The sequence below is a fragment of the Jeotgalibacillus marinus genome, assembly GCF_040801915.1.
GTDB classification, from domain to species: Bacteria; Bacillota; Bacilli; order Bacillales; family Jeotgalibacillaceae; genus Jeotgalibacillus; species Jeotgalibacillus marinus.
This window is the reverse complement of sequence record NZ_JBFMIA010000001.1, coordinates 157,336-178,640: the sequence shown is the minus strand read 5'-3', so window position 1 is coordinate 178,640 and position 21,305 is coordinate 157,336. Positions and strand designations below refer to the sequence as shown.

Annotated in this window: 18 protein-coding genes and 1 pseudogene; 13 read left to right on the top strand and 6 right to left on the bottom strand. The window is 38.9% G+C overall.

The features are described from left to right. The first annotated feature begins 13 nt into the window (after nucleotides 1-13). Both AB1471_RS00935 and AB1471_RS00930 read left to right on the top strand, forming a co-directional pair. A complete protein-coding gene (locus AB1471_RS00935) occupies nucleotides 14-1,336 on the top strand; it encodes a dihydrolipoamide acetyltransferase family protein (protein ID WP_367777636.1) in 1,323 nt (440 codons plus the stop codon). A 514-nt stretch (nucleotides 1,337-1,850) separates the two neighbouring features. Beyond that, on the top strand, nucleotides 1,851-3,284 hold the full coding sequence (locus AB1471_RS00930) for a Na+/H+ antiporter NhaC family protein (protein ID WP_367777635.1): 1,434 nt from the start codon (nucleotides 1,851-1,853) through the stop codon (nucleotides 3,282-3,284). On the opposite strand, the gene AB1471_RS00925 is transcribed toward AB1471_RS00930, so the two are convergent. Both AB1471_RS00925 and AB1471_RS00920 read right to left on the bottom strand, forming a co-directional pair. Continuing rightward, nucleotides 3,285-3,410 (bottom strand): hypothetical protein, encoded by a 126-nt coding sequence (locus AB1471_RS00925; RefSeq protein ID WP_367777634.1) that lies wholly within the window; start codon nucleotides 3,408-3,410, stop codon nucleotides 3,285-3,287. A gap of 489 nt (nucleotides 3,411-3,899) precedes the next feature. Beyond that, nucleotides 3,900-4,340, bottom strand: a complete 441-nt coding sequence (locus tag AB1471_RS00920; RefSeq protein WP_367777633.1) for a cell wall hydrolase — start codon at nucleotides 4,338-4,340, stop codon at nucleotides 3,900-3,902. Nucleotides 4,341-4,525: 185 nt separating this feature from the next. Between AB1471_RS00920 and AB1471_RS00915 the strand changes: the two genes are divergently transcribed. The 11 genes from AB1471_RS00915 (at nucleotide 4,526) to AB1471_RS00865 (ending at nucleotide 16,897) form a co-directional block, all read left to right on the top strand. Beyond that, complete coding sequence (locus tag AB1471_RS00915; protein WP_367777632.1) at nucleotides 4,526-4,762, top strand: hypothetical protein; 237 nt, start codon at nucleotides 4,526-4,528, stop codon at nucleotides 4,760-4,762. Nucleotides 4,763-5,085: 323 nt separating this feature from the next. Next, the gene (locus tag AB1471_RS00910) at nucleotides 5,086-6,906 is read left to right on the top strand and encodes a methylmalonyl-CoA mutase family protein (RefSeq protein WP_367777631.1); all 1,821 of its coding nucleotides are present in this window, start codon (nucleotides 5,086-5,088) and stop codon (nucleotides 6,904-6,906) included. After that, nucleotides 6,890-9,046 carry a methylmalonyl-CoA mutase gene (scpA, locus tag AB1471_RS00905; RefSeq protein WP_367777630.1) on the top strand — a complete coding sequence of 719 codons (2,157 nt, stop codon included), beginning with the start codon at nucleotides 6,890-6,892 and terminating at the stop codon, nucleotides 9,044-9,046. Before AB1471_RS00910 ends, scpA begins: the two co-directional genes overlap by 17 nt. Continuing rightward, the gene (meaB, locus tag AB1471_RS00900; protein WP_367777629.1) at nucleotides 9,039-10,076 is read left to right on the top strand and encodes a methylmalonyl Co-A mutase-associated GTPase MeaB; all 1,038 of its coding nucleotides are present in this window, start codon (nucleotides 9,039-9,041) and stop codon (nucleotides 10,074-10,076) included. Before scpA ends, meaB begins: the two co-directional genes overlap by 8 nt. A 192-nt stretch (nucleotides 10,077-10,268) precedes the next feature. After that, on the top strand, nucleotides 10,269-10,706 hold the full coding sequence (locus AB1471_RS00895) for a BrxA/BrxB family bacilliredoxin (RefSeq protein ID WP_367777628.1): 438 nt from the start codon (nucleotides 10,269-10,271) through the stop codon (nucleotides 10,704-10,706). Nucleotides 10,707-11,007: 301 nt separating this feature from the next. After that, the gene (locus tag AB1471_RS00890; RefSeq protein ID WP_367777627.1) at nucleotides 11,008-11,790 is read left to right on the top strand and encodes a transporter substrate-binding domain-containing protein; all 783 of its coding nucleotides are present in this window, start codon (nucleotides 11,008-11,010) and stop codon (nucleotides 11,788-11,790) included. Nucleotides 11,791-11,876: 86 nt separating this feature from the next. Then, on the top strand, nucleotides 11,877-12,530 hold the full coding sequence (locus tag AB1471_RS00885; protein WP_367777626.1) for an amino acid ABC transporter permease: 654 nt from the start codon (nucleotides 11,877-11,879) through the stop codon (nucleotides 12,528-12,530). Further along, the gene (locus tag AB1471_RS00880) at nucleotides 12,523-13,245 is read left to right on the top strand and encodes an amino acid ABC transporter ATP-binding protein (RefSeq protein WP_367777625.1); all 723 of its coding nucleotides are present in this window, start codon (nucleotides 12,523-12,525) and stop codon (nucleotides 13,243-13,245) included. Before AB1471_RS00885 ends, AB1471_RS00880 begins: the two co-directional genes overlap by 8 nt. Nucleotides 13,246-13,326: 81 nt before the next feature. Continuing rightward, a complete protein-coding gene (locus AB1471_RS00875) occupies nucleotides 13,327-14,301 on the top strand; it encodes an aromatic acid exporter family protein (RefSeq protein ID WP_367777624.1) in 975 nt (324 codons plus the stop codon). Nucleotides 14,302-15,155: 854 nt separating this feature from the next. Then, on the top strand, nucleotides 15,156-16,229 hold the full coding sequence (locus AB1471_RS00870) for a YncE family protein (RefSeq protein WP_367777623.1): 1,074 nt from the start codon (nucleotides 15,156-15,158) through the stop codon (nucleotides 16,227-16,229). Nucleotides 16,230-16,357: 128 nt separating this feature from the next. Next, entirely contained in the window at nucleotides 16,358-16,897 is a 540-nt protein-coding gene (locus AB1471_RS00865) for a DUF6143 family protein (RefSeq protein WP_367777622.1), read from the top strand. 380 nt (nucleotides 16,898-17,277) lie between these two features. On the opposite strand, the gene AB1471_RS00860 is transcribed toward AB1471_RS00865, so the two are convergent. From AB1471_RS00860 to AB1471_RS00845, 4 genes and pseudogenes are all read right to left on the bottom strand, one after another. After that, complete coding sequence (locus AB1471_RS00860) at nucleotides 17,278-18,333, bottom strand: HupE/UreJ family protein (protein WP_367777621.1); 1,056 nt, start codon at nucleotides 18,331-18,333, stop codon at nucleotides 17,278-17,280. A 161-nt stretch (nucleotides 18,334-18,494) separates the two neighbouring features. After that, complete coding sequence (locus AB1471_RS00855) at nucleotides 18,495-20,000, bottom strand: CehA/McbA family metallohydrolase domain-containing protein (protein WP_367777620.1); 1,506 nt, start codon at nucleotides 19,998-20,000, stop codon at nucleotides 18,495-18,497. Nucleotides 20,001-20,171: 171 nt separating this feature from the next. After that, a pseudogene (locus AB1471_RS00850) lies at nucleotides 20,172-20,433 on the bottom strand (recombinase family protein); the annotation flags it as partial. A 124-nt stretch (nucleotides 20,434-20,557) separates the two neighbouring features. Beyond that, nucleotides 20,558-21,247 (bottom strand): GntR family transcriptional regulator, encoded by a 690-nt coding sequence (locus AB1471_RS00845; RefSeq protein WP_367777619.1) that lies wholly within the window; start codon nucleotides 21,245-21,247, stop codon nucleotides 20,558-20,560. Nucleotides 21,248-21,305 lie beyond the last annotated feature (58 nt).

Below are 21,305 nucleotides of genomic sequence, written 5' to 3'. Positions count from 1 at the left end.
GGAGGGCGTTCCCTTGAGTATTGAACAAATGACCATGCCACAACTTGGTGAATCAGTAACAGAAGGAACAATTGAAAAATGGCTGGTTGCACCTGGAGACCACGTGAATAAGTACGATCCGATTGCCGAAGTAAATACAGACAAAGTAAATGCAGAGGTTCCATCTTCTTTTACAGGCGTCATGAAAAAGCTTATAGGACAAGAAGGTGACACGCTTGACGTCGGTGAAGTTATCTGTACGATTAACGTTGAAGGCGGCGGATCTGAGGAGGCACCTGCTGAAGAGAAAAAAGAAGAGACAAAAAAAGATTCTCAAGCACCTGCATCTAATACTCAAGCAAAACCTAAGCAAGACAAAAAAGAGACTAGCGGATCAAAAGTTCGTTATTCGCCAGCTGTTTTACGTCTTTCACAAGAGCATGATATTGACTTAACACAAGTTTCTGGCTCTGGTAAAGAAGGACGTATTACACGTAAAGATCTTCAACAGCTAATCGATAGTGGGGATATTCCTAAAGCTGGGGATGAGAAATCACAAGCTGCACCTGAGAAGGAAGTAGTTCATCAATCAGCTCTGACTTCAGCTCCTGCTACAAAAGCTCCAAGTCAAGCCACTCAGGGTCAATCAGCTCCTGGTGATATCGAAATTCCAGTAACGGGTGTTCGAAAAACGATCGCTGCAAACATGCTTAAAAGTAAGCATGAAGCTCCTCATGCATGGACGATGATGGAAGTGGATGTAACCAATCTTGTGGCATTCCGTGATGCGATGAAAGGCGAATTTAAGCAAAAAGAAGGTTTTAACCTTACGTATTTCGCTTTCTTCGTAAAAGCAATCGCTCAAGCGCTAAAAGAATTCCCGCAAATGAACTCTATGTGGGCTGGCGATAAAATCATTCAAAAGAAAGACATCAATATCTCGATTGCAGTGGCAACAGATGATGCATTGTTTGTTCCTGTAATCAAGCATGCTGATGAAAAAACCATTAAAGGCATTGGTCGTGAAATCAATGAGCTTGCACAAAAAGTACGTGCAGGTAAGTTAAAGTCAGATGAAATGCAGGGTGGTACATTTACCGTGAACAACACAGGTTCTTTTGGATCTGTCCAATCAATGGGGATCATTAACCACCCTCAAGCGGCAATCTTACAAGTAGAATCGATTGTAAAACGCCCAGTCGTTATGGACCACGGTATGATTGGTGTGCGAGATATGGTTAACCTATGCCTATCACTTGATCACCGCGTTCTGGACGGACTTGTGTGTGGCCGATTCCTTCAGCGTGTAAAAGAAATTCTTGAAACGATTTCTAAAGAAAACACTTCTGTTTATTAATCATAAAAAAGCTAGGTACCCAAACGGCACCTAGCTTTTTTAATTGTTTTACAATAGCTGTTGGATTCTCACAAAACTTCCGTGAAATAAAAAATGCATTTCGAAGAAAATCTCCTGTTAAATTTTCAAAGGTAAACATTCTTATAATTACCCTACTAGAATCCGCTTAAAACACACCTCATTGTATGGTACGAAGAAACCCCATTAAAAACAGATATTGACTTTACTTCTTCTTTAGATATAATTGTCATAATAATTCCGATTAAACACATAAGAATAGATAGAATCGTAGTAAGGGTCATTCGATAATGGTTAGATTGGACACCACCGATGTAATACCATCTGTGGATGTTTGGGATGAACCAGACTAACTTATTTCGACATTATGAGGAGAATTCCTTTGTTCATCCCTTAAAACCTTAAGGCACAAAGGCTCTAAAAGTTTCATTCATAATACAAAGGAAATGATTAATATTTTTTGAAAGCGAACTCACCTAGGGAAGGGGATAAGGTATTGAAAAAAGAAAAAAGACTTGAAATGTATGGAGGACTATTTGGTGGTTTAATCCCTCTAATCATTTTAATTGGTTTCTTGGTTGCATTATCCATTGCTCAAAGAGGTGGTACACAAGCTTTTTGGACGGGTGGTTTCGTTGCTTTATCAGTAGGTTTACTGCTTGCCAAAAATAAGAATCATTATATTAGTGCGTTTATGAAAGGCATGTCTCAGAAAAATGGGATTGTCATTGTTGTGGCATGGATATTTGCAGCCGTTTACGGGCAAATTGTTCAGGCTGCAGGTTTGGTTGATGGGATCCTATGGTTCGGTTTAACAACAGGTGCTCAAGGATCTGTATTCACTGTACTTGCCTTTTTCTTAGCCATGGTATTTTCCGCTGGGACAGGGACTTCAAACGGAACATACTTAGCTTTACTGCCAGTTCTCTACCCGGCTGGTGTGTTACTAGGCGCTGATCCAACGATGCTCGCAGTAGCCATCTTAGGTGGTGGAGTTTTTGGCGATAATATTGCACCCGTTTCCGATACGACCATTGCGTCTGCATACTCACAGGAGGCAACATTGAATGGGGTTGTACGAAGTCGCTTTCCACTTGCTATGTCAGCAAGCATTTTAGCGATCATCGTCCTGTTTTTTGTTGGGGGAGGGGGCACTGTGGCTGAGCTACCGGAAATGGAAGCGGCTAATTTAGATCCTAAAGGCCTCTTTATGTTAATTAGTTTGGCGATCGTTATCATTGCTGCATTGGCAAAGAGACATGTCGTTGAAGCACTTATTTACGGAAATATTTCTGCAATTATCCTAGGTTTACTAAACGGGAATTTAAATTTTGGTAGCGTTTTTAGTATTCCAGAAAACCCAGGAGATAGTACCGGATTGATACAAGAAGGTATTTCTAGTGTGACAGGGATGATTGTCTTTGCATTATTTGTTCTAGCTATTACTCAAGTGATGATTGAAAGTGGAGTGATGAATGCCTTTCTTAAATGGGTTCAAAAAAGGAAAATTAAGTCACACCGTCAAGCGGAGCTATCGATTATGTCAGTTGCAGGAATTGGCTCCGTTCTCATTTCGGCAAGTCCACCTCTTTTATTAGTGATAGGTACTACGTTTGTTAACCCTTTTGGCAAGCGATTTAGATTATCTCCGGAGCGAAGAGCAAACGTTATGGAATGCATGATGGCTGTTGTGTTTTTTATGATCCCTTGGAATCTAGCTGTCATCGTATGGTACAGTACTTTGACTACTACTGCTCAAACTTGGAATATTGCACTACCGAGTATACTATCATCATTCTTAAATCCATATTCGTGGGCTATGTTGGCTGTACTGCTTTTCTCGGTCATGACAGGTTGGAACCGTACATTGTCTAATGATATCTCAAGAAAAGACGGCGATACTGAATTAGATGCAGTTGAAGAAGCATAATTACTTTGAAATAGTCATTCCATTGTCATCGTTAGTCTCATCTGTTTCAGCAGAAGCACCCGAAGGAACGTACATGCTAAATACTAATAGAGTGATTAAAAACATTTTCATTACTAATTTTCCCATACTGAATCCCCCTAAACATTTTAAACAAGTTGACTTGCAATAGAAGTATACAACAACGGAAATCGTTTGCGTCTTTTTTTCAAATTCCTTCTTCCTCTACGATTTTTTTACAGAATGATTTTCGCATGTACGGCTTGATGGGTTTGTTTTTGATGAAAAGCAAACCCATCAAGAAGCCATCTCAGTTGCCGTTAAAATGTTGGCGGTACCCCTTAAACCAATGTGTTTGCACCAGAACCAAAAAAAAGACTGTATCAATTTTGATACGATCTAAAAAATCTAGCAAGTATACAATTAAAATTTTAAAAGATCAAAATGATAATCGATACTTATTGAGGAAAACACATGAAAGAATGTGTAGCACAATGTAGGGGGTCAAAAATATCACCCTCCATGCGAAACGAGCCCTAGAAGGGATTCTAGAGGCTCGTTTTTTCCTGCATTAAAGTGTCTCACTTTTTGGGTTCACTTCATGTGTGTGGGTTTCTTCTACCACCTATAAGCACCTTCGCATGTATTAGCCTGTGGTTCATAATAACAATGTTGTTTATATTGTCCTGTAAATGGTTGATCGTACCATGTAGGTGGACATTCACCATAAGGATTAAAATACCAAAGAGCATACTTGGAAGGATGCTCCCTCCAATAGTCTAAGGTTTGTTTGGCTAATTTTTTTTCTACACCTCTTGCTCTGTTATAAAAAACATTCCCTTTTTGTACTGCTTCAAAAGAATAATTTCCTCCTTGTACTTGATAGATCACATCCGATATTGATCTTAAAGCATCAAAATCTAAACAATTTGCTTTTAGTCGATTTACAATTACATTACCAACCATAAGCATGCCTAGTCGCCCTTCACCTTCGGCTTCTGCCCTCATCATCCTTGCCACTAAAGCAATGTCACTGTCAGTATATTTTACTCTTGCCAATATCATCACCTCTAAAAGAATTGTATTAAGAAAAGTCTAGAAAAATGTTAAATAGCAATTCAAAAGTAAAAATAGAAGGTAAATTAATTTATCGATTCTTTTCACAACAAGTGCAGCCGATGATCAATGAACAATTGTTTCTGGAATACGGTCGTTTAAAGTAATGATAATTAGTATTTTTGTGAATGAATTCACATGAAGATGCTCTGAACATAAATGCAGGTGACTATTCAGATCATGAATATAACTATAAATATGGACCGGTAATGAATATCGATCTACCGAAAGCAGAAGAAGATTATCCGAGTGCTGAACAATTAGACATGTATTTCCGTTGGATTGATATTTTTTATGATGTAGAGCCTGGAGAATTGAAGGACGAGGACGAAGTAACACAAGAAGTGCTGATGAGTTTGGTGTAAGTTTTGAAGAAGCAAACGAAGCATACACGAAGGGAAATAGAAGATAAATATACAAATTGTTGATTTGAAATAAAGATTAACCGTTTATAAAAAAGTTGCACCGTTGTACCCCTTTATTATACTTTTGATCAATTTTTTTCAAAATGGATTCTTTTTATTAATCATAATATTTGGTTTTGTGAGGTGTTTTTGATCAAACTTTACAAACATCCCCTCCGCATTTTTTCTATGATGATTTCACTTCACGCTTTGCGTAGAACCTTCTAAATTAACTGAATGACTTCCATCACTAAGCTCTTTGTACTAAAATGAGAGTAATAGAATTGAAAGCGATTACACTATTGGGGAGGGAAGCTGCATTTAGCAGCAACAACATGAGAGAAAAAAAGTATGCTTTTGAATCGTATACGATCAAACAGTGGCAAACGTTAGTTGAATCATCTCTAAAAGGATGTTCATTTCAAGATTTACATACAAATACTTATGAAGGGCTGACTTTGCAGCCTTTATATACACAGCAACCAACAACACCTGATAACCATCCATCAAGGTGGTGGAGTAAAAGTGATAGCTGGTATGTTGCTCAGCAAGTGACAGCTGATACCACCTCTATTATTCAAAAGAGAGTGGAAGAAGAGCTGTCAAAAGGTTCTGATGTAATCGCTCTTAAAAATACAGGAGACACTACTACATGGTCAAAAGATGAATTGGATCAATTACTTTCTCTCCAAGAATCTCCTCATATTTTTATCAATGACGAAAGAATGCTTGAAAAATGGTGCCCATTACTTGTTGAGTTAAAAGAGAACCATCAAGTAAAAGGGGTATTTGGCTATGATTTTATTTCACAAGAAGCATTAAAAGGACAATTTTTAAATGAAGAAAAACTTTCACAATGGGTGATTCAGTTAAACGAGTTTTCTCTTGCTCAACCAGATGTTAAATCAATCGTTATTTCAACTGTTCCGTACCACCAATCTGGGGCTAATGCGGTTCAAGAGTTGGCTAGTGCACTTGCTGAAGCTGCTTGGATCATCAATCATCTTACTCAGAAAGGTTGGAAAGTGGAAGAGATTGTTCGCCGTATGCACATTCAATTTGCAACGGGATCAACGTTCTTTTTAGAGATTGCTAAGTTGCGAGCTTTTCGTGCATTATGGACTCATTTTATTGGCTGTTATGGTGTTGTAGATCATCCTGTCTCAGTGGGAAGTGAAAGCTCACCGTTGAATAAAACCGTTCAGGATCCACATGTCAATATTTTGAGAAGTGGAAACGAAGCATTTGCTGCCGCGCTTGGTGGCGTAAATTACCAGCATGTCGAACCATTCAATGCTACATATGAAAAACCTTTAGCACTATCTACCCGTATCGCTCGTAATCTTCAACTTATTTTAAAAGAAGAAGTATTTTTAAAGGGATTATCGGACCCAGGTGGCGGTTCTTTTTACATTGAATCGCTAACAAAACAACTTTCTGAACAAGCATGGTCCTATTTCCTTCAGATAGAAGAACAAGGTGGAGTGCAGGAGGCGCTTACAAAAGGTTGGCTTCAACAAGAAATCGATCAAATTTGGACGCTTCGCAAGCAAGATAGCGCAACCCGTAAAACAACGCTTGTTGGAACAAATCGCTATGCTCCATATGAAAAAATCGATATAGAAGGGCAAGATGAGTCTAATCTTTCTTCCGCGATCCCGCCGTTGGTTAGACGTACTATAGGACAGGAGTGGGAACAGCTAGTCGCCAAAGTACAACATAAGCAAGCTAGTCATTCTCTACCCGTCATAGAGCTCATTTGCCTTGGACTTTTAAAAGAATACAAGCCAAGAGCGGATTTTATCCAAGGTTTATTAAGTACAGTAGGTTTGAAATCAAAGATTACCAATCAATTAGGAACATCGCCTGTTCAAATTGTTTGTGGAACGAATCAAGCGTATGAGCAATCTGTCCAAGGATTGTTATCAACAAAAGCACAGAATCAACACCTTTATCTTGCGGGGAAACCGAAAAAAGATCAATTTATTGCATGGACAGATGCAGGTCTAGCAGGAACTGTTTATGAAGGGAAAGACATGATTTTATTTTTAGTCGACTTGCTAAAACAACTAGAAGAGGTGAATTCAAGTGAAACCGTCGTTTAAACAGAGCCCTTTTGAATGGTCAAAGTTAAAACAAAATTATACACCTAAAAATGCAACGATCGAAACGAATGAAGAAATTCCGGTGAGTACTGCATACAAAAAAGAAGACATTCATTCTTTTGAACATATGGATGACCTTCCAGGATTCGCTCCATACACGCGGGGACCGTACCCTAGTATGTATGTAAGTAGGCCATGGACGGTGAGGCAGTATGCAGGATTTTCAACAGCTGAAGAAAGTAATGCATTTTATAGAAGAAACTTGGAAATGGGTCAAAAAGGGTTGTCGGTGGCGTTTGATTTAGCGACGCATCGAGGCTATGACTCAGACCATGCTCGCGTTACAGGAGATGTTGGAAAAGCGGGCGTGGCGATTGATTCGGTTGAAGATATGAAAATTTTGTTTGATGGTATTCCGCTTGATCAAATGTCCGTTTCAATGACGATGAATGGTGCTGTATTGCCTATTATGGCGTTTTATATCGTTGCGGCAGAAGAACAAGGTGTTTCACCTGACAAGCTATCTGGAACGATTCAAAATGATATTTTAAAAGAATACATGGTGCGTAACACATACATTTACCCTCCAGAAGTATCAATGAAGGTTATTGCTGATATTTTTTCATTTACAGCTAAAGAAATGCCGAAATTTAATTCAATTAGTATTTCAGGCTACCATATGCAAGAAGCAGGTGCACCTGCAGATTTAGAGCTTGCTTATACGCTAGCAGATGGACTTGAATATGTTAGGACGGGATTGAGTGCAGGGATTGAGATTGATCAATTTGCACCTCGGTTGTCATTTTTCTGGGGAATTGGTATGAATTACTTTATGGAAGTCGCGAAAATGAGGGCTGCGAGACGCATGTGGGCGACACTTATGTCTGATTTTGAGCCGAAAAATAATAAATCGCTTGCACTAAGGACGCATTCGCAAACATCAGGTTGGTCATTGACTGAGCAGGATCCATTTAATAACGTCATGCGTACACTTGTTGAGGCACATGCTGCGGCGATGGGGCATACGCAATCACTTCACACCAATGCATTGGATGAAGCGATTGCACTACCAACGGATTTCTCTGCACGAATTGCACGTAACACACAGCTCTTCTTACAAGAGGAGACTGGGATAACCGATGTGATTGATCCATGGGGAGGTTCGTATTATGTTGAGACACTGACTGATCAGCTCATGACAAAAGCGTGGAAACACATGGAGGAAATTGAATCACTTGGCGGCATGACAAAAGCAATTGAAACCGGTTTACCGAAAATGAAAATTGAAGAAGCAGCAGCTAAACGCCAAGCGAAAATTGATTCAGGGAAAGAAGTTATTATTGGTGTTAATCAATATCGACTTGATAAAGAGGATTCAATGGATATTTTATCGATTGATAATGAAGCCGTAAGAAAAAGTCAGATTGCTCGACTTGAACAAGTAAGAGAAAATCGAAACGAAGATGAAGTAAAAGAAAAACTAGATGGTATTACGCGTGGAGTTGAATCAGGTGAAGGAAACTTGTTGGCTCTGGCTATTGAGGCAGCACGAGTTCGAGCGACTCTAGGTGAAATCTCAACAGCTATCGAAAAGGTACATGGCCGCCACCGCGCAATTATTCGTTCTGTAAGCGGGGTTTATAGCCAATCGTTCTCGAATGCAGAAGACATTGATTATGTGAGAGAAATGTCAGAAGAATTTTTAGAAGCTGAAGGAAGACGACCGCGAATCTTAATTGCCAAAATGGGACAAGATGGACACGACCGCGGGGCGAAAGTAATCGCTACAGCATTTGCAGATTTAGGATTTGATGTTGATATTGGTCCATTATTCCAAACCCCCGAGGAAACAGCATTACAAGCGATTGAAAATGATGTACATGTGATTGGTGTGAGTTCACTCGCAGCTGGACATAAAACCTTACTACCAGCTCTTATAAAAGAACTTAAAAAATGGGGTAAAGAAGAAATTATTGTTGTCATAGGCGGTGTGATCCCTGCTCAAGATTATCCATTCCTTTTAGAAAATGGAGCAACTGCGATTTTTGGACCTGGAACAGTCATTCCTGTTGCTGCGGAAAAAGTCATTGTAGAGATTTATCGCCGACTAGGGTATGAGGAAGTGGAGCAGGATGTCTGACATCAATCATTCTTCACAACAGAAGCGCTTAAAAAAGAGAGTGTTTAAGAAAATAGACAATGATGAGTGGTCTATTGAAGAGCTTGCTCAGTCGATCATTAATGGCGATCGCAAAGCATTAGCAAGTGGAATCACACTTGTTGAAAGTAGAGCGAATAAACACAGAAAGAAAGCAGCACAGCTTATTCAACTCCTGTTACCAAACACAGGAAAAAGTATTCGTATAGGAATAACAGGTGTTCCAGGAGCGGGTAAAAGTACATGGATAGAAGCGTTTGGTAAAAAACTCGTTCAAGAAGATCATAAAATCGCTGTGTTAGCCATCGACCCTAGTTCTTCGTTATCCGGAGGAAGTATTTTAGGAGACAAGACGAGAATGGAAGAACTTTCGCATCATCAAAATGTCTTTATTCGTCCGAGTCCAACAGCAGGAACTCTTGGTGGTGTACACAGAATGACACGTGAAACGATACTCCTGTGTGAAGCAGCTAGCTATGACATTATTTTAGTTGAAACAGTAGGTGTTGGACAGAGTGAAGTCATGGTCCGTGGAATGGTTGACTTCTTCTTATTACTTGCCTTAACTGGTGGTGGTGATGAACTACAGGGCATGAAAAAAGGAATCATGGAACTCGTGGATGCTATTGTGATCAATAAGGCAGACGGAGACAATAAAGTCCGTGCTACAAAAGCACGAAATGAGTACCGTCAACTTTTACATTACCTACAGCCCGCAACAAAAGGTTGGCAAACAAAAGCTATTACGTGTTCTGCAATTAAAGGCGAGGGGATTGTTGAGATCTGGGAATTGATTGAGCGGTTTATTGAAGAAATATCAGAAAGTGGTGTGATGGAAGATCGCCGTAAATCTCAGTCTCTCGATTGGATGAAGCAAATGATTCACGATCGGTTGTTCGATGAGTTTATGAACATAGATGGTCGCAAAGAGGAATTACGTCGCTTAAAAGAGGGTGTGATTGTTGGAGAGGTTTCACCAGCAGAGGCGGTTGAAACGCTATTTACACCATAAAAAAGGATGGTCTCGGGGGAGAAACCATCCAACCATCTAGGGAGTTAGGGGTAAAAACTAGAATCAATAATAGTATATCCATTGTTATCAAAAAGTAATCGTTTAATCAAACGAAAATCTAAATAAGTTGATTCAATGTTCGACTTGAACTATTATTAAAATACATATTACCACCAAAAGGGGAGACGTCTAATGAGTATGGACTTTAATATTTTTATGAATGATGTTGTTCGTCAAGCACGAGAAGAAATTGAGACAGCAGGATATCAGCAACTTCGCACACCTGAAGAAGTAGAAAGTACGCTTCAAGAAAAAGGGACCACGCTTGTTATGGTAAATTCGGTTTGTGGTTGTGCTGGAGGCATTGCACGTCCAGCTGCTGCTCATTCTATTCATTATGATAAACGACCAGATCGCTTAGTAACGGTTTTTGCAGGACAGGATAAAGAAGCAACAGCAAAAGCGCGTAGCTATTTCGAAGGCTATCCACCATCATCACCCTCTTTTGCACTATTAAAAGATGGCAAGGTCCTATCAATGGTAGAACGCCATGAAATCGAAGGACACGATCCAATGTCAGTGATCACAAACCTTCAAGGACTATTTGAAGTTCACTGCGAAGAGGTATAACCTTTATCTTTGAGGTTTTCTTTAGACAGGCCGTTTGATAACCTAAAGGGATGAGAGAAATCTTAACTCTCCGAAATATAAACTTAAATAATCAGTGTTTTTAAACTGAACGCATGCATTGGCATGCGTTCAGTTTTTTTGTTTTTCTTTCTTTTATGTCTATGGTTATATTGTCAGAAAATTTTATATTTATTCATTTAGCAAAAAGGTATTGCATATTTTTAAGAGAATGATAGAATACAATAATAATAAATATTCATAAATATGTATTAAAATACAAAAATAATTTGGAGGAATGAAAATGAAGAAAACACTTTTAACGATGACGGTAGCAACATCAATGGTTCTTGCAGCTTGTGGAGTATCAGATGAAGGGCAAGAATCTGATGGATATAAACCTACGCTAACAATGGGGACATCGGCTGATTACAAACCGTTTGAATATGTCGATACAGCAGTAGGTGATGAAATCATTGGATATGATGTAGACTTGGCGAATTTAATTGCTGATGAGTTAGGTTTCGATATTAAAATACAAGACATGGATTTTAGTGGTCTTGTAACAGCTTTATCTAATGGTCAGGTAGATTTCGTTATGTCTGCGATGACGCCTACGGAAGAACGCAAGGAAAATGTTGAATTTACAGACGTTTATTACGTTGCGAAAGACTTACTCATTTCACTAGATGGAAGCGATATTTCGACCGTTGAGGATTTGGAAGGAAAAACAGTTGGTGTTCAGCTTGGATCGATACAACAAGAATTTGCAGATGATCTAGGTAAGGAAATGCATCTGACCGTTGAAACACGTAACCGAATTCCTGAATTAATGCAGGATGTAGCAAACGAACGATTTGATGCGATTATTGTAGAAAATATAGTGGCTGAAGGGTATTTACAAGGAGATGATGAACTTCGAGGTGAAGTCATCGAGGTAGAAGAACAAGAAGCAGGATCTGCCATTGCTTTTCCAAAAGAAAGCGAATGGACAAAGCAATTTGATGAAGTTCTCGAGGAACTCAAAGAATCAGGAGAGATTGATGAACTAGCAAAGAAATGGTTTGACAATGATCAAACAGAATAAATGAGTAAATGTAGAAGGAGTGCATGTGTGATTGGCACCAGCCATTGACGAGCACTCTTTCTTTATTTCTACAGGAGGAGGAACATATGGATTTTCAACAAATCATCCCTTCGATGCCTTATATTTTACAAGGGATATGGGTTACACTAAAAATTGTGCTAATAGCAGGTGTTTTAGGATTCATCATTGGTATTGTGTTATCATTTTTAAAAATTGGGAGAATGAAACTATTAAGATGGCTTGCAGATGCGTACACCTCGATTTTCCGTGGAACGCCACTTGTTTTACAACTAATGATCATCTATTATGCTTCTCCTCAACTTTTTGGGGTACAAGTTGAACCATATACAGCTGCTATTTTATCATTTGCTTTAAATTCTGCAGCGTACATTTCTGAAATTATTCGTGCAGGTATCCAAGCTGTAGATAAAGGGCAACGGGAAGCTGCAATGGCGCTAGGTGTGCCTTATAATAAAATGATGAAAGACGTCATTTTGCCACAAGCGATGAAAAATATATTACCCGCATTGATGAATGAATTTATTACTCTAACAAAAGAATCAGCGATTGTAACTGTGATTGGGGTAACAGATATAATGAGACGTGCTTACATCGTCGGCAGTGATAAGTTTACTTTCTTAGAACCGCTGTTATTTGCAGGACTCATTTATTATTGTATGGTACTTGTATTAACAATGGCAGGGAAATGGGTTGAAGGGAGAATGAAAAAAAGTGATTAATGTAACAGGGTTATCAAAATCATTTGGAAATATTGAAGTGTTAAAAGAGATAAATGCAACAATAAACGAAGGAGAAGTTGTGGTAGTTATCGGACCATCTGGTTCTGGTAAATCAACATTTCTCCGTTGTTTAAATTTATTAGAACAACCCACGTCAGGAACAATTCATATCGGATCTGATGATATTACAGGAGTGAAATATAATCCATTAAAGCTTCGTTCAGAAGTAGGAATGGTGTTTCAACATTTTCATTTGTTTCCTCACATGACAACACTTGATAATGTAACGTATGCACCGATGAAAGTAAAAGGGGTTAAACAAGCACCAGCGAATAAACTTGGCATGGACCTTTTAATAAAAGTTGGATTGGGTGAAAAAGCAGATGAATATCCAAATCGTTTATCCGGTGGTCAGAAACAGCGTGTAGCCATTGCACGTGCATTAGCCATGGAACCAAAAATTATGCTTTTTGACGAACCAACTTCGGCTTTAGATCCTGAAATGGTTAAAGAAGTGTTGGATGTGATGAAATCATTAGCTCAAACAGGCATGACAATGATGATTGTGACTCATGAGATGGGGTTTGCACGTGAAGTAGCGGATCGAGTGATTTTCATGGATGAAGGAATGTTGGTCGAAGAAGCTGTCCCAGCTGAATTCTTTGCATCCCCGACAAGTCAGCGAGCCCAGGATTTCTTGCAAAAGGTGCTTTAATAGTAGTATTCTGATAAAGAAAGGTGATCAAGTGATCATCTTTCTTTTGCATTAAATTTATTTATTGAAGGGAATTATGAAATGTTTCGAATTGGTTATCGAACATTAAAAACCGCTGTTGGAACTGCTATCGCGATTATTTTGGCTCAAGCAATTGGTCTAGATAATTATGCATCGGCAGGGATCATTACGATTCTCTGTATTCAAAACACGAAGCGCAAGTCTGTTCGCGTATCGTGGAGTCGATTGGTTGCTTGTTTAATTGCAATTGGTTTTTCATTTGTTTTCTTTGAAGGAATTGGTTACTCCCCCTTTGTAATAGGCCTTCTTCTTCTTTTATTTATCCCCACAACTGTGATGTTAAACGTTAAAGAAGGCATCGTTACGAGCAGTGTTATCGTGTTACATATTTTTATTGCACAAGAGATTACCGTAAGTTCTGCATTTAATGAACTAGCTATTATAATCATTGGCGTTGGGATTGCACTTGTAATGAATGTGTATATGCCTAGTGTTGAATCGAAGCTTGTCCAATTTCAAGTGGAGATTGAGGAAAATTTCCGACGGATTTTTCTTCATATGGCCCATTTTTTACGTGAAGGAGACAGTGGGTGGGATGGAATTGAAATTACTCATATAGAAAAGCTCATAAAAGAGGCTAAAACACTTGCATATCAAGACGTAGAAAATCACTTTATGAGAAATGAAAATCACTATTATCTCTATTTTACAATGAGACAAAGTCAGTTTGAGTTAATTGAACGTATGCTGCCACTTATCTCTTCTTTATCAACAACAGTTGAACAACGTGAAATGATCGCTGGGTTTGTTGAAGAATTGAGTGATCATATTCATTCAGGAAATACAGCGATTCTTTATTTGACAAAATTATACGATATGAAGTTGGAGTTTGAAGAAATGCCTATGCCAAAATCACGAGATGAATTTGAAACGAGAGCGGCACTTTTCCAATTCACGAGAGAAATGGAAGTGTATTTACAGTTGAAACAGTCATTTCGAGGGTTCCCCTTAAAACAAGTGAAAGCAACGCGTTAAGTTTTTTTAAGTGTAACTGAACTAAAATATTTACGATTAACAACGTTAAGAATATGACAGTATTAATAATCCCAATTTCTCAGTGTTACAAATGAGAAATTGGGATTTATTCTTTAGTATCCTTTTTCTGAAGCAAGTTTAGTTGTAAAACTCTTGCCATTATGTTTTTTGTCTGAAAAATAGCCAATACATGCACTTTGTAATGATCTATGAAGTACTTGAAAGAGGTTAATCGTGCCCACTAGTACAATATCGTTTTTAAATATTCCAAAGTGATAGTCTTGATCTTGCTTTATATCTTCTTCAAACTGTGATGACTGGGTTTGAGGAAATGGAAGCGAATTTAATCTGCGAACGTCCAAAGGCAGGTTTGCAATCTGCAAGGGCTAGAGGACGGAATGGTGGACGTCCTGCAATGAGTCAGTAGATAGTTGACGACGCATTTATTCTATACGATACAAAGAAGTACAGTATCAAAGAGATCACAGAGAAGACGGATGTATCTAAATCCAAGTTATACAAGCAAATGAAGAATCGTGAGATTGCACGTAACAATGATTAACGGTCTGCTGTACAGCAGGCTTTTTTATTACGTCTTAACACTCATATAAGCACGTAAATGAATAAATAGAAAAAGCCCTTTTCTTGTAGAATTAAGTCTCGTCAGGTCTATTCGCACAAACAGACTACTTCTTAACTGCATAGATTAGTAGTATCACTCTTATTATCTATCAATTGAAAAGATAAATTTGGATGTGAGTGTGATGGTCCTGTCTAATTTTATAAAAGGTAGGTCGCAATAATATATGTGAATATTAGTAAATTAAAAATTATTAAAGGAGGTGATTTTATTTATGTGTAAAGAAAGAGGACTGATCTATGTAACTAATAGTGCTTCCGATAGTGTGTCTGTAATTGACGTTGCGACGAATAAAGTGATTGAAACAATTCCTGTAGGACAACGACCTTTTGATATAGATGTAACACCAGATGATAAATCTCTTTATGTAGCAAATAGATGTTCAAATGACATCTCGGTGATCAAATTAAAAAGAAATAAGGTAGTTAAATCAATTAAGGTTGGGAATACACCAATAGATATTGACTTTCAACCTGATGGGAATCTTAATTTTGCCGTAAATAATGATTCAAATAATGTTTCTGTTATTGATGTAGAAAAAAATAAAGTGGTAAAAAAAATTAAAGTGGGAAAACAACCTTTCACTTCAAGTTTTACAACAAATGGAGATTTTTATTATGTCTGTAATACTGGTTCCAACAGTGTTTCAGTAATTGACACAACTGATCTAACTGTAATTAAAAAAATTAAAGTGGGAAAAAGTCCATTCCAAGCTCGGGTGTCTCGAAATAATCAACAAGTTTATGTTCCAAATAGATGTTCTAATACCGTATCAGTGATTGACACAGCAACGAATAAGGAAATTAAACAAATTAAAGTGGGAAAACAACCAGGACGAAATTTTGTTTCTCGAGATAACAAATTGGTTTTTGTAAGTAATACTGGATCTAATAGCATATCAGTGATTGATATTGCAACATTAACTGAAATTAAGCAGATTAAGGTTGGTAAAGAACCGTTTTTCGCGATGTTTACTCCTGATGGAGCATTCTATTATGTAAGTAATGATGGAGAAAATACGATTTCAGTTATTGATGTACGCACATTGACTGAAATTAAAAAGATTAAGGTCGGAGAAAGTCCAGCAGTTGGAAGATTCACTCCGGATGGAACTCGATTTTATATTCCTAATTCTGGTGCAAATACTGTCTCAGTAATTGACACAGAAAAACTAAAAGAAATTAAACAGATTAAAGTGGGAAAAAGCCCAGAGCAAGCTTTGTTCGTCAGCACAGAATCCTCCAAGCCTGATTTGGCTGACCTCTTAATAAAGTGGTTGTGCTGTTAGTAGGATGGAAAGGGATTACTGCAAAATTGCAAAAAAGCACACCATTTTTTCAAATGGTACTTTGTTATACCATAACAGCTAAGTTTGGTTGTAATGGTATAAATTTCAAATAGATTGGAGGAAATACAATGAACAAAAAGAAAAAAAAGAAAAAAAATATTAAACCTGTTGCCAATATTATCAATTCAGCTTTTCAATCCACTAAAGGTAGAAATTTTGCGGGATTAACAGATTTATTAACATTTGGTGGGGAAACTGTTGCTTGGGGTCGCCTTGTTAATCCTCCTAACTCCAAAGTTTGTTTATTTTTTGATTTCTTCACGTTAACAAATTTCTCTTCATCTCCATATACTGCCGATCTTTTCGTAGATGCCATCCCCCCTGGAGAAATACTAGTTTCTTCTAATGTAGGTAATTTAAATACAAATTTCGCTAATAAATTCCCTGTGGGGCAATTACAATTTAACCCAGGTGTAGATGGAGAACTAATTGGGGGGGTAAATACAGCTCTCAGACGAGTACCAGCAAACGAGACAGTAACTAGCGGACAAATAAGTGGGAAGATTATTATAGCTCCTGGGAATTCAATTCTTTTCTTTTTAACAAGTAATGAAGTTGTAAATGCTAGAATTGGATTTGAATGGTGGGAAGGTAAAAATATTTTTTAAATTGATCAGACGTAGCATCCTGATATCCCCCTTATAGTAAACAGAAAAAAGAAAGCACATTAATCTGTTTACTATGGAGGGGTTTTCTCTATTGGTAATAGTAGAAAAACTTATGATGTTGCATTCGAAGTGCTAAAAAAGCTCTTAAAGATGTAAAAGGGAGAATGGAAGCAGTACCTACACGGAAGAAATTTTAAGTCGTTCAAGAATGGGAAGGACTGTTATGAGAAAAGGGAGGGAGCATTTGTTGGCGCTAGGCGCGCTGAAGAGAATCTATGGATTCTGACAGGCTTCTTTTCGCACTGGGTTGCTGAATGCACCACACGCCGCTCCCTCCTCCTTGGTTTGGACGTTTCTTCCGATAGCGTACCCTCTATGAATCAAAAGGCTCTCTGGAAAAACCACACCAATCCAAAAACCAGTATACACACTGATATTCCTGGGATAATCCATTTCACTGGTTTTTTGGTGGATTTTTTGATCCACAAGATCAAAGGAAACGCGAGCGAGACGATGAATAGCTGCCCGAGTTCTATGCCTAGATTAAACGATAGAAGGGACATCGCCATTTGGCTTCCCTCTAATTGCATTTCGGAAAGAATGCCCGCAAAACCAAACCCGTGAATCAACCCAAAACCGAAGGCAAGCCAAGGGTGATGCTTGGCGTCTAGATTCAAGAGATGAATCAGCGCGACATAAATAATGCTTAAGGCAATCGCCGATTCGACAATGCGGCTAGGAAGCTGCACGAGATCGAAGGTGGCAAGAGCTAGGGTGATGCTATGGGCGAGGGTAAAGGCCGTTACTAAAGAAAGGATGTTTCGAATCGTCTTTGCCCCGAATAACAAAGCAAGGATAAACAAGATATGGTCATACCCCGTAAAGATATGTTTGACACCGAGCGATAAAAACTGCTTGGCGTTTTGAATAAAACTCATCTCTCCCACTTCAAGTTGTCTAGACGAGTATGTAAGAATTATTTGCTTTTTTACGCCATCCATATCAATAGTGACAAAGTTCGCATGACTCGGGGCAGTTTCGTCGAAAAACATGTGATAGTCAAGTATGATTTTTTCTGGTTTTCGCTTCATTTCATAGGTCAGATTCATCACGGCAACCGGGCGTTCCTGTATAGTTTCAATCTCTGCCTGTTCGATAACCCCTTCCACGATAACGCCGTCTGCATAAACTTCGATGCGAGCATTCAGAAATTCTTGTACAGTATCCGTGTCGAATAATTGGCTCTCATTCATTTCTCTACTCATCGCCTCAGCAAACTCTTCTAGGTCGAGCTTTAGTTCGTAATGGATGGTTTCTTCGTTGACTTCAATGAAGGAGAAGCCTTCGCTGTCATTTGTATGGGCGTGCGTTGTTAGCGGGAGGAATACGAAAAATGTCATCATCCCAAGTAACAAAAAGATTCGTCGTGTGTTCATGTCATCCACGTCCATTTCATGATTTCGCTCTATGCACGCCCGCGCTTAAACGCGCATGCGATGCTGGGTTCTCGAACGCGTAGGCGTGACCGCTCGCTTTTGCGGAAGAAAGGAAAGACGAGGAGTCGGTTGCTCCTCGCCGCATGTACGCCTCTTCCATTTTACTTTGAGGTATTAATAAACACGGGGTTCGAGTAGAACCATAGATCACTCCATGGGTCTTCGCCAGGCTCGTCCAGTTCTGGCTCTAACTCATCTGTGTTTGTTCCGCGTAAACGAATATAACTGTCTTGATCCACATCTTTTAACGTATAAGAAATTTCAATGTATTCCCCGTCAAGTGTCCAATCGTCCTCTGTGAAACGCTTTACAACTTTTGTTGTTGAATTCGTTGCATTTGCTGGATCCGCTGCTTCCCCAGTCACCGCTCCCATAATCAGGTCCACACGCTTTACTGCTGGATTGTCTCCATTGGCATTCAGTGCATCTGGATCTTTTAGGCGAATGGTGATGTTTACATCCGATTTTTTGCCTGGCAAGGTAAGTGTTTCACCGAACGATGCAGAATTTCCGTTAGAGCGGGCAAATAAAGGAGATCTACCGCCAGCTTGGACTTTCACATCAAGTTCAGATATGAGGTCCCCTGTTGTAACAAACACATTCCCATTTCGAAGACCTTCCATAATATCATCGTATTCTTTTTCTGCTTTTACGTACGTTTTCGCATATTCACCAGGCCAGAAATCACTTCCTCCATCTCTCCAATTGACATGGGAGTCAGAAGAAGCAGTAATCCACCAGTGTCTTCCTTCTCCTAGCATCGAATCCCATAGCCCCCCTAATGTAGCGGTCATTTGATCATACCCGCCCATAGTTGGGGATTTGTCGTACGATCCTCGTGTGCCATTTGGATCAAGAGAACCATCCCGGTTTATCGCGCCTGCCTGATGACCCGGAGCCCCCTCCATTCCAACAGCCACATTCGGCGCCGTGTCGTTCCAATTACGGAATTCTTGCGGTGTATCTTGTCCCCATTCGCCTTCACCTGTTGCAGAACGGGAAGGATGATTGGCAAAAAGAAGAGGTACTTCGTCCATCTCTTTCATATGATTAAGGGCAGCAATCATGTTCGATTCGGTATCTCGGCTTCCGTCATTTGGATAAGGTTCCTGTTTATTAAACTGGGTTTCAATCTCATAAAGTGCCTCTGATTCATTCTCCCCTTTTGGAATAATCAAGGAACTATGATCCGCAGCAGGTGTATCAAACTCCATTCCGTAGAATTGAAGAACTTCTGGAACTTCATCGCGAGATCTCAGCAATTCAGGATAGGCTTGTTCTAAATTCACCTTGGAATGATTTGGACCCCCATGGTCGGTAGATGTTATCCAATCAAGTCCGTATTCCCTTGCCATTTCCGCATTTTGTACAATGGGATAAATAGCGTCCCCGGCTTGGATAGGAGTTGGTGGATTGGTCGAGTAGTCCCAGCCAACACTCCACTCACTATGGACATGATGATCCCCAGCGAGCCAACTTCGATCATTATTTTTTGCTCGTGCTTTCAGTCCAAACTCATCATGCATAAACGTTTGAGCTGTAAGGGCCGTTGCCGCTAGAACGGTAATGGCGACAAAAGGAATTTTTTTATTTAAACGAGATTTCATGTGTGTTTTCCTCCTTAGTATAAGTGTATGTAAGGCCCTTTTAGAGTAAAGGTTAAATATATAAATGATATAAAGACCATGTAAAATCTATGTAAATTTTTCTACTGGTGCAATAATCGTTCTAATAGGAGTATCGCCATCCTTCATCTCAAACCATTTTATACAGCTAAATTCTTTTTGGAGGAAAGGTCGGCATCTTCGTTGACTCATCTTGATTAGATCATGTTCAAGTTGATTTACTCGACCCAGGACAGTCTTTAGGAATTGACTGTATAGATGCTCATCTGATAAATCTAGCCAAGTATCTTCAAGGGTTTTATTTCACTTTTTTATTTAGTATGTGATCAACTAACTCAAATAAACCTCTTGTACTTCTAGTAATACGTGTTAAGTCCGTAACAAAAATTGTATCCACTTGCTGTAGATCATCTAACTAGGAAATTTTTTCTTTATAATAAGATCCATTGATAATCTAATTTATTCCATACCAAAAAAGCCCTTGAAGAGGGCTTTTTTGGTACATATCTGTAGTTTGTGTATAGAAGTAGAATAGCAGATCATATCAAGGTTATTGATGATTCATTTCTCTCCAAAAAACGTACTAAGTAAAGCATGTCTGAGTGAATATGGCTATGCATCAATGAAGCGGCTTTTTCCTTTTTACGAAGTTGAAGCGCTTTTGCAATTTCTATATGCTGGCTCACGATTTCAATTCGACGTGTTGGATCATCAATATTCATTCTTCTGTAAAAGAATGTAAGGGTACGTAAATCGTTAAGCTGCTTTTGAAGGCGATGATTTCTGCTACACTGAATAATCGCATCATGAAAAGAACTATTCAGGTGAATCAATCTCATTTTTGATTCCAGGTCCTCATCATTAATGGCTTGTTCGGACTGAATGGCGATTTCCAATACATCTTCAAGTTCTTTGGTGGTCGCATGTTCAGCTGAGAGTGAAACAGCTAAGGATTCCAGGACCTGTCTGCATTGGTAAATTTGTTGAACGTCTGCCACATTAGGTTTATAGACAAAGATACGCGATTGATGATCTTGTTCGATTAGACCTTCTTTCTCGAGGGTTCGAATTGCTTCGCGGACGGGACTTCTGCTAACACGAAACGCACGTGCTAATTTTGCTTCATACAGTCGTTCGTTTGGTGAATAATCGCCTTCGATAATTCCTTTTTTTATCAACTGATGTACCTGTTCATGTATAGATTTCTTTTTTTCAATAAGCTCACTCATTGTAATCCCCCTCAAGTAGGTAAAAGAACATGATGATTTGTCTTGTCCGATAGTATAG

Excerpts from the sequence above, each read along its gene's own strand:
- AB1471_RS00925 (WP_367777634.1), bottom strand. The coding sequence starts at position 3,410 with ATGGGAAAATTAGTAATGAAAATGTTTTTAATCACTCTATTAGTATTT.
- AB1471_RS00915 (WP_367777632.1), top strand. The coding sequence starts at position 4,526 with ATGAATTCACATGAAGATGCTCTGAACATAAATGCAGGTGACTATTCA.
- meaB (WP_367777629.1), top strand. The coding sequence starts at position 9,039 with ATGTCTGACATCAATCATTCTTCACAACAGAAGCGCTTAAAAAAGAGA.
- AB1471_RS00895 (WP_367777628.1), top strand. The coding sequence starts at position 10,269 with ATGAGTATGGACTTTAATATTTTTATGAATGATGTTGTTCGTCAAGCA.
- AB1471_RS00890 (WP_367777627.1), top strand. The coding sequence starts at position 11,008 with ATGAAGAAAACACTTTTAACGATGACGGTAGCAACATCAATGGTTCTT.
- AB1471_RS00885 (WP_367777626.1), top strand. The coding sequence starts at position 11,877 with ATGGATTTTCAACAAATCATCCCTTCGATGCCTTATATTTTACAAGGG.
- AB1471_RS00875 (WP_367777624.1), top strand. The coding sequence starts at position 13,327 with ATGTTTCGAATTGGTTATCGAACATTAAAAACCGCTGTTGGAACTGCT.
- AB1471_RS00870 (WP_367777623.1), top strand. The coding sequence starts at position 15,156 with ATGTGTAAAGAAAGAGGACTGATCTATGTAACTAATAGTGCTTCCGAT.
- AB1471_RS00865 (WP_367777622.1), top strand. The coding sequence starts at position 16,358 with ATGAACAAAAAGAAAAAAAAGAAAAAAAATATTAAACCTGTTGCCAAT.
- AB1471_RS00860 (WP_367777621.1), bottom strand. The coding sequence starts at position 18,333 with ATGAACACACGACGAATCTTTTTGTTACTTGGGATGATGACATTTTTC.
- AB1471_RS00855 (WP_367777620.1), bottom strand. The coding sequence starts at position 20,000 with ATGAAATCTCGTTTAAATAAAAAAATTCCTTTTGTCGCCATTACCGTT.
- AB1471_RS00845 (WP_367777619.1), bottom strand. The coding sequence starts at position 21,247 with ATGAGTGAGCTTATTGAAAAAAAGAAATCTATACATGAACAGGTACAT.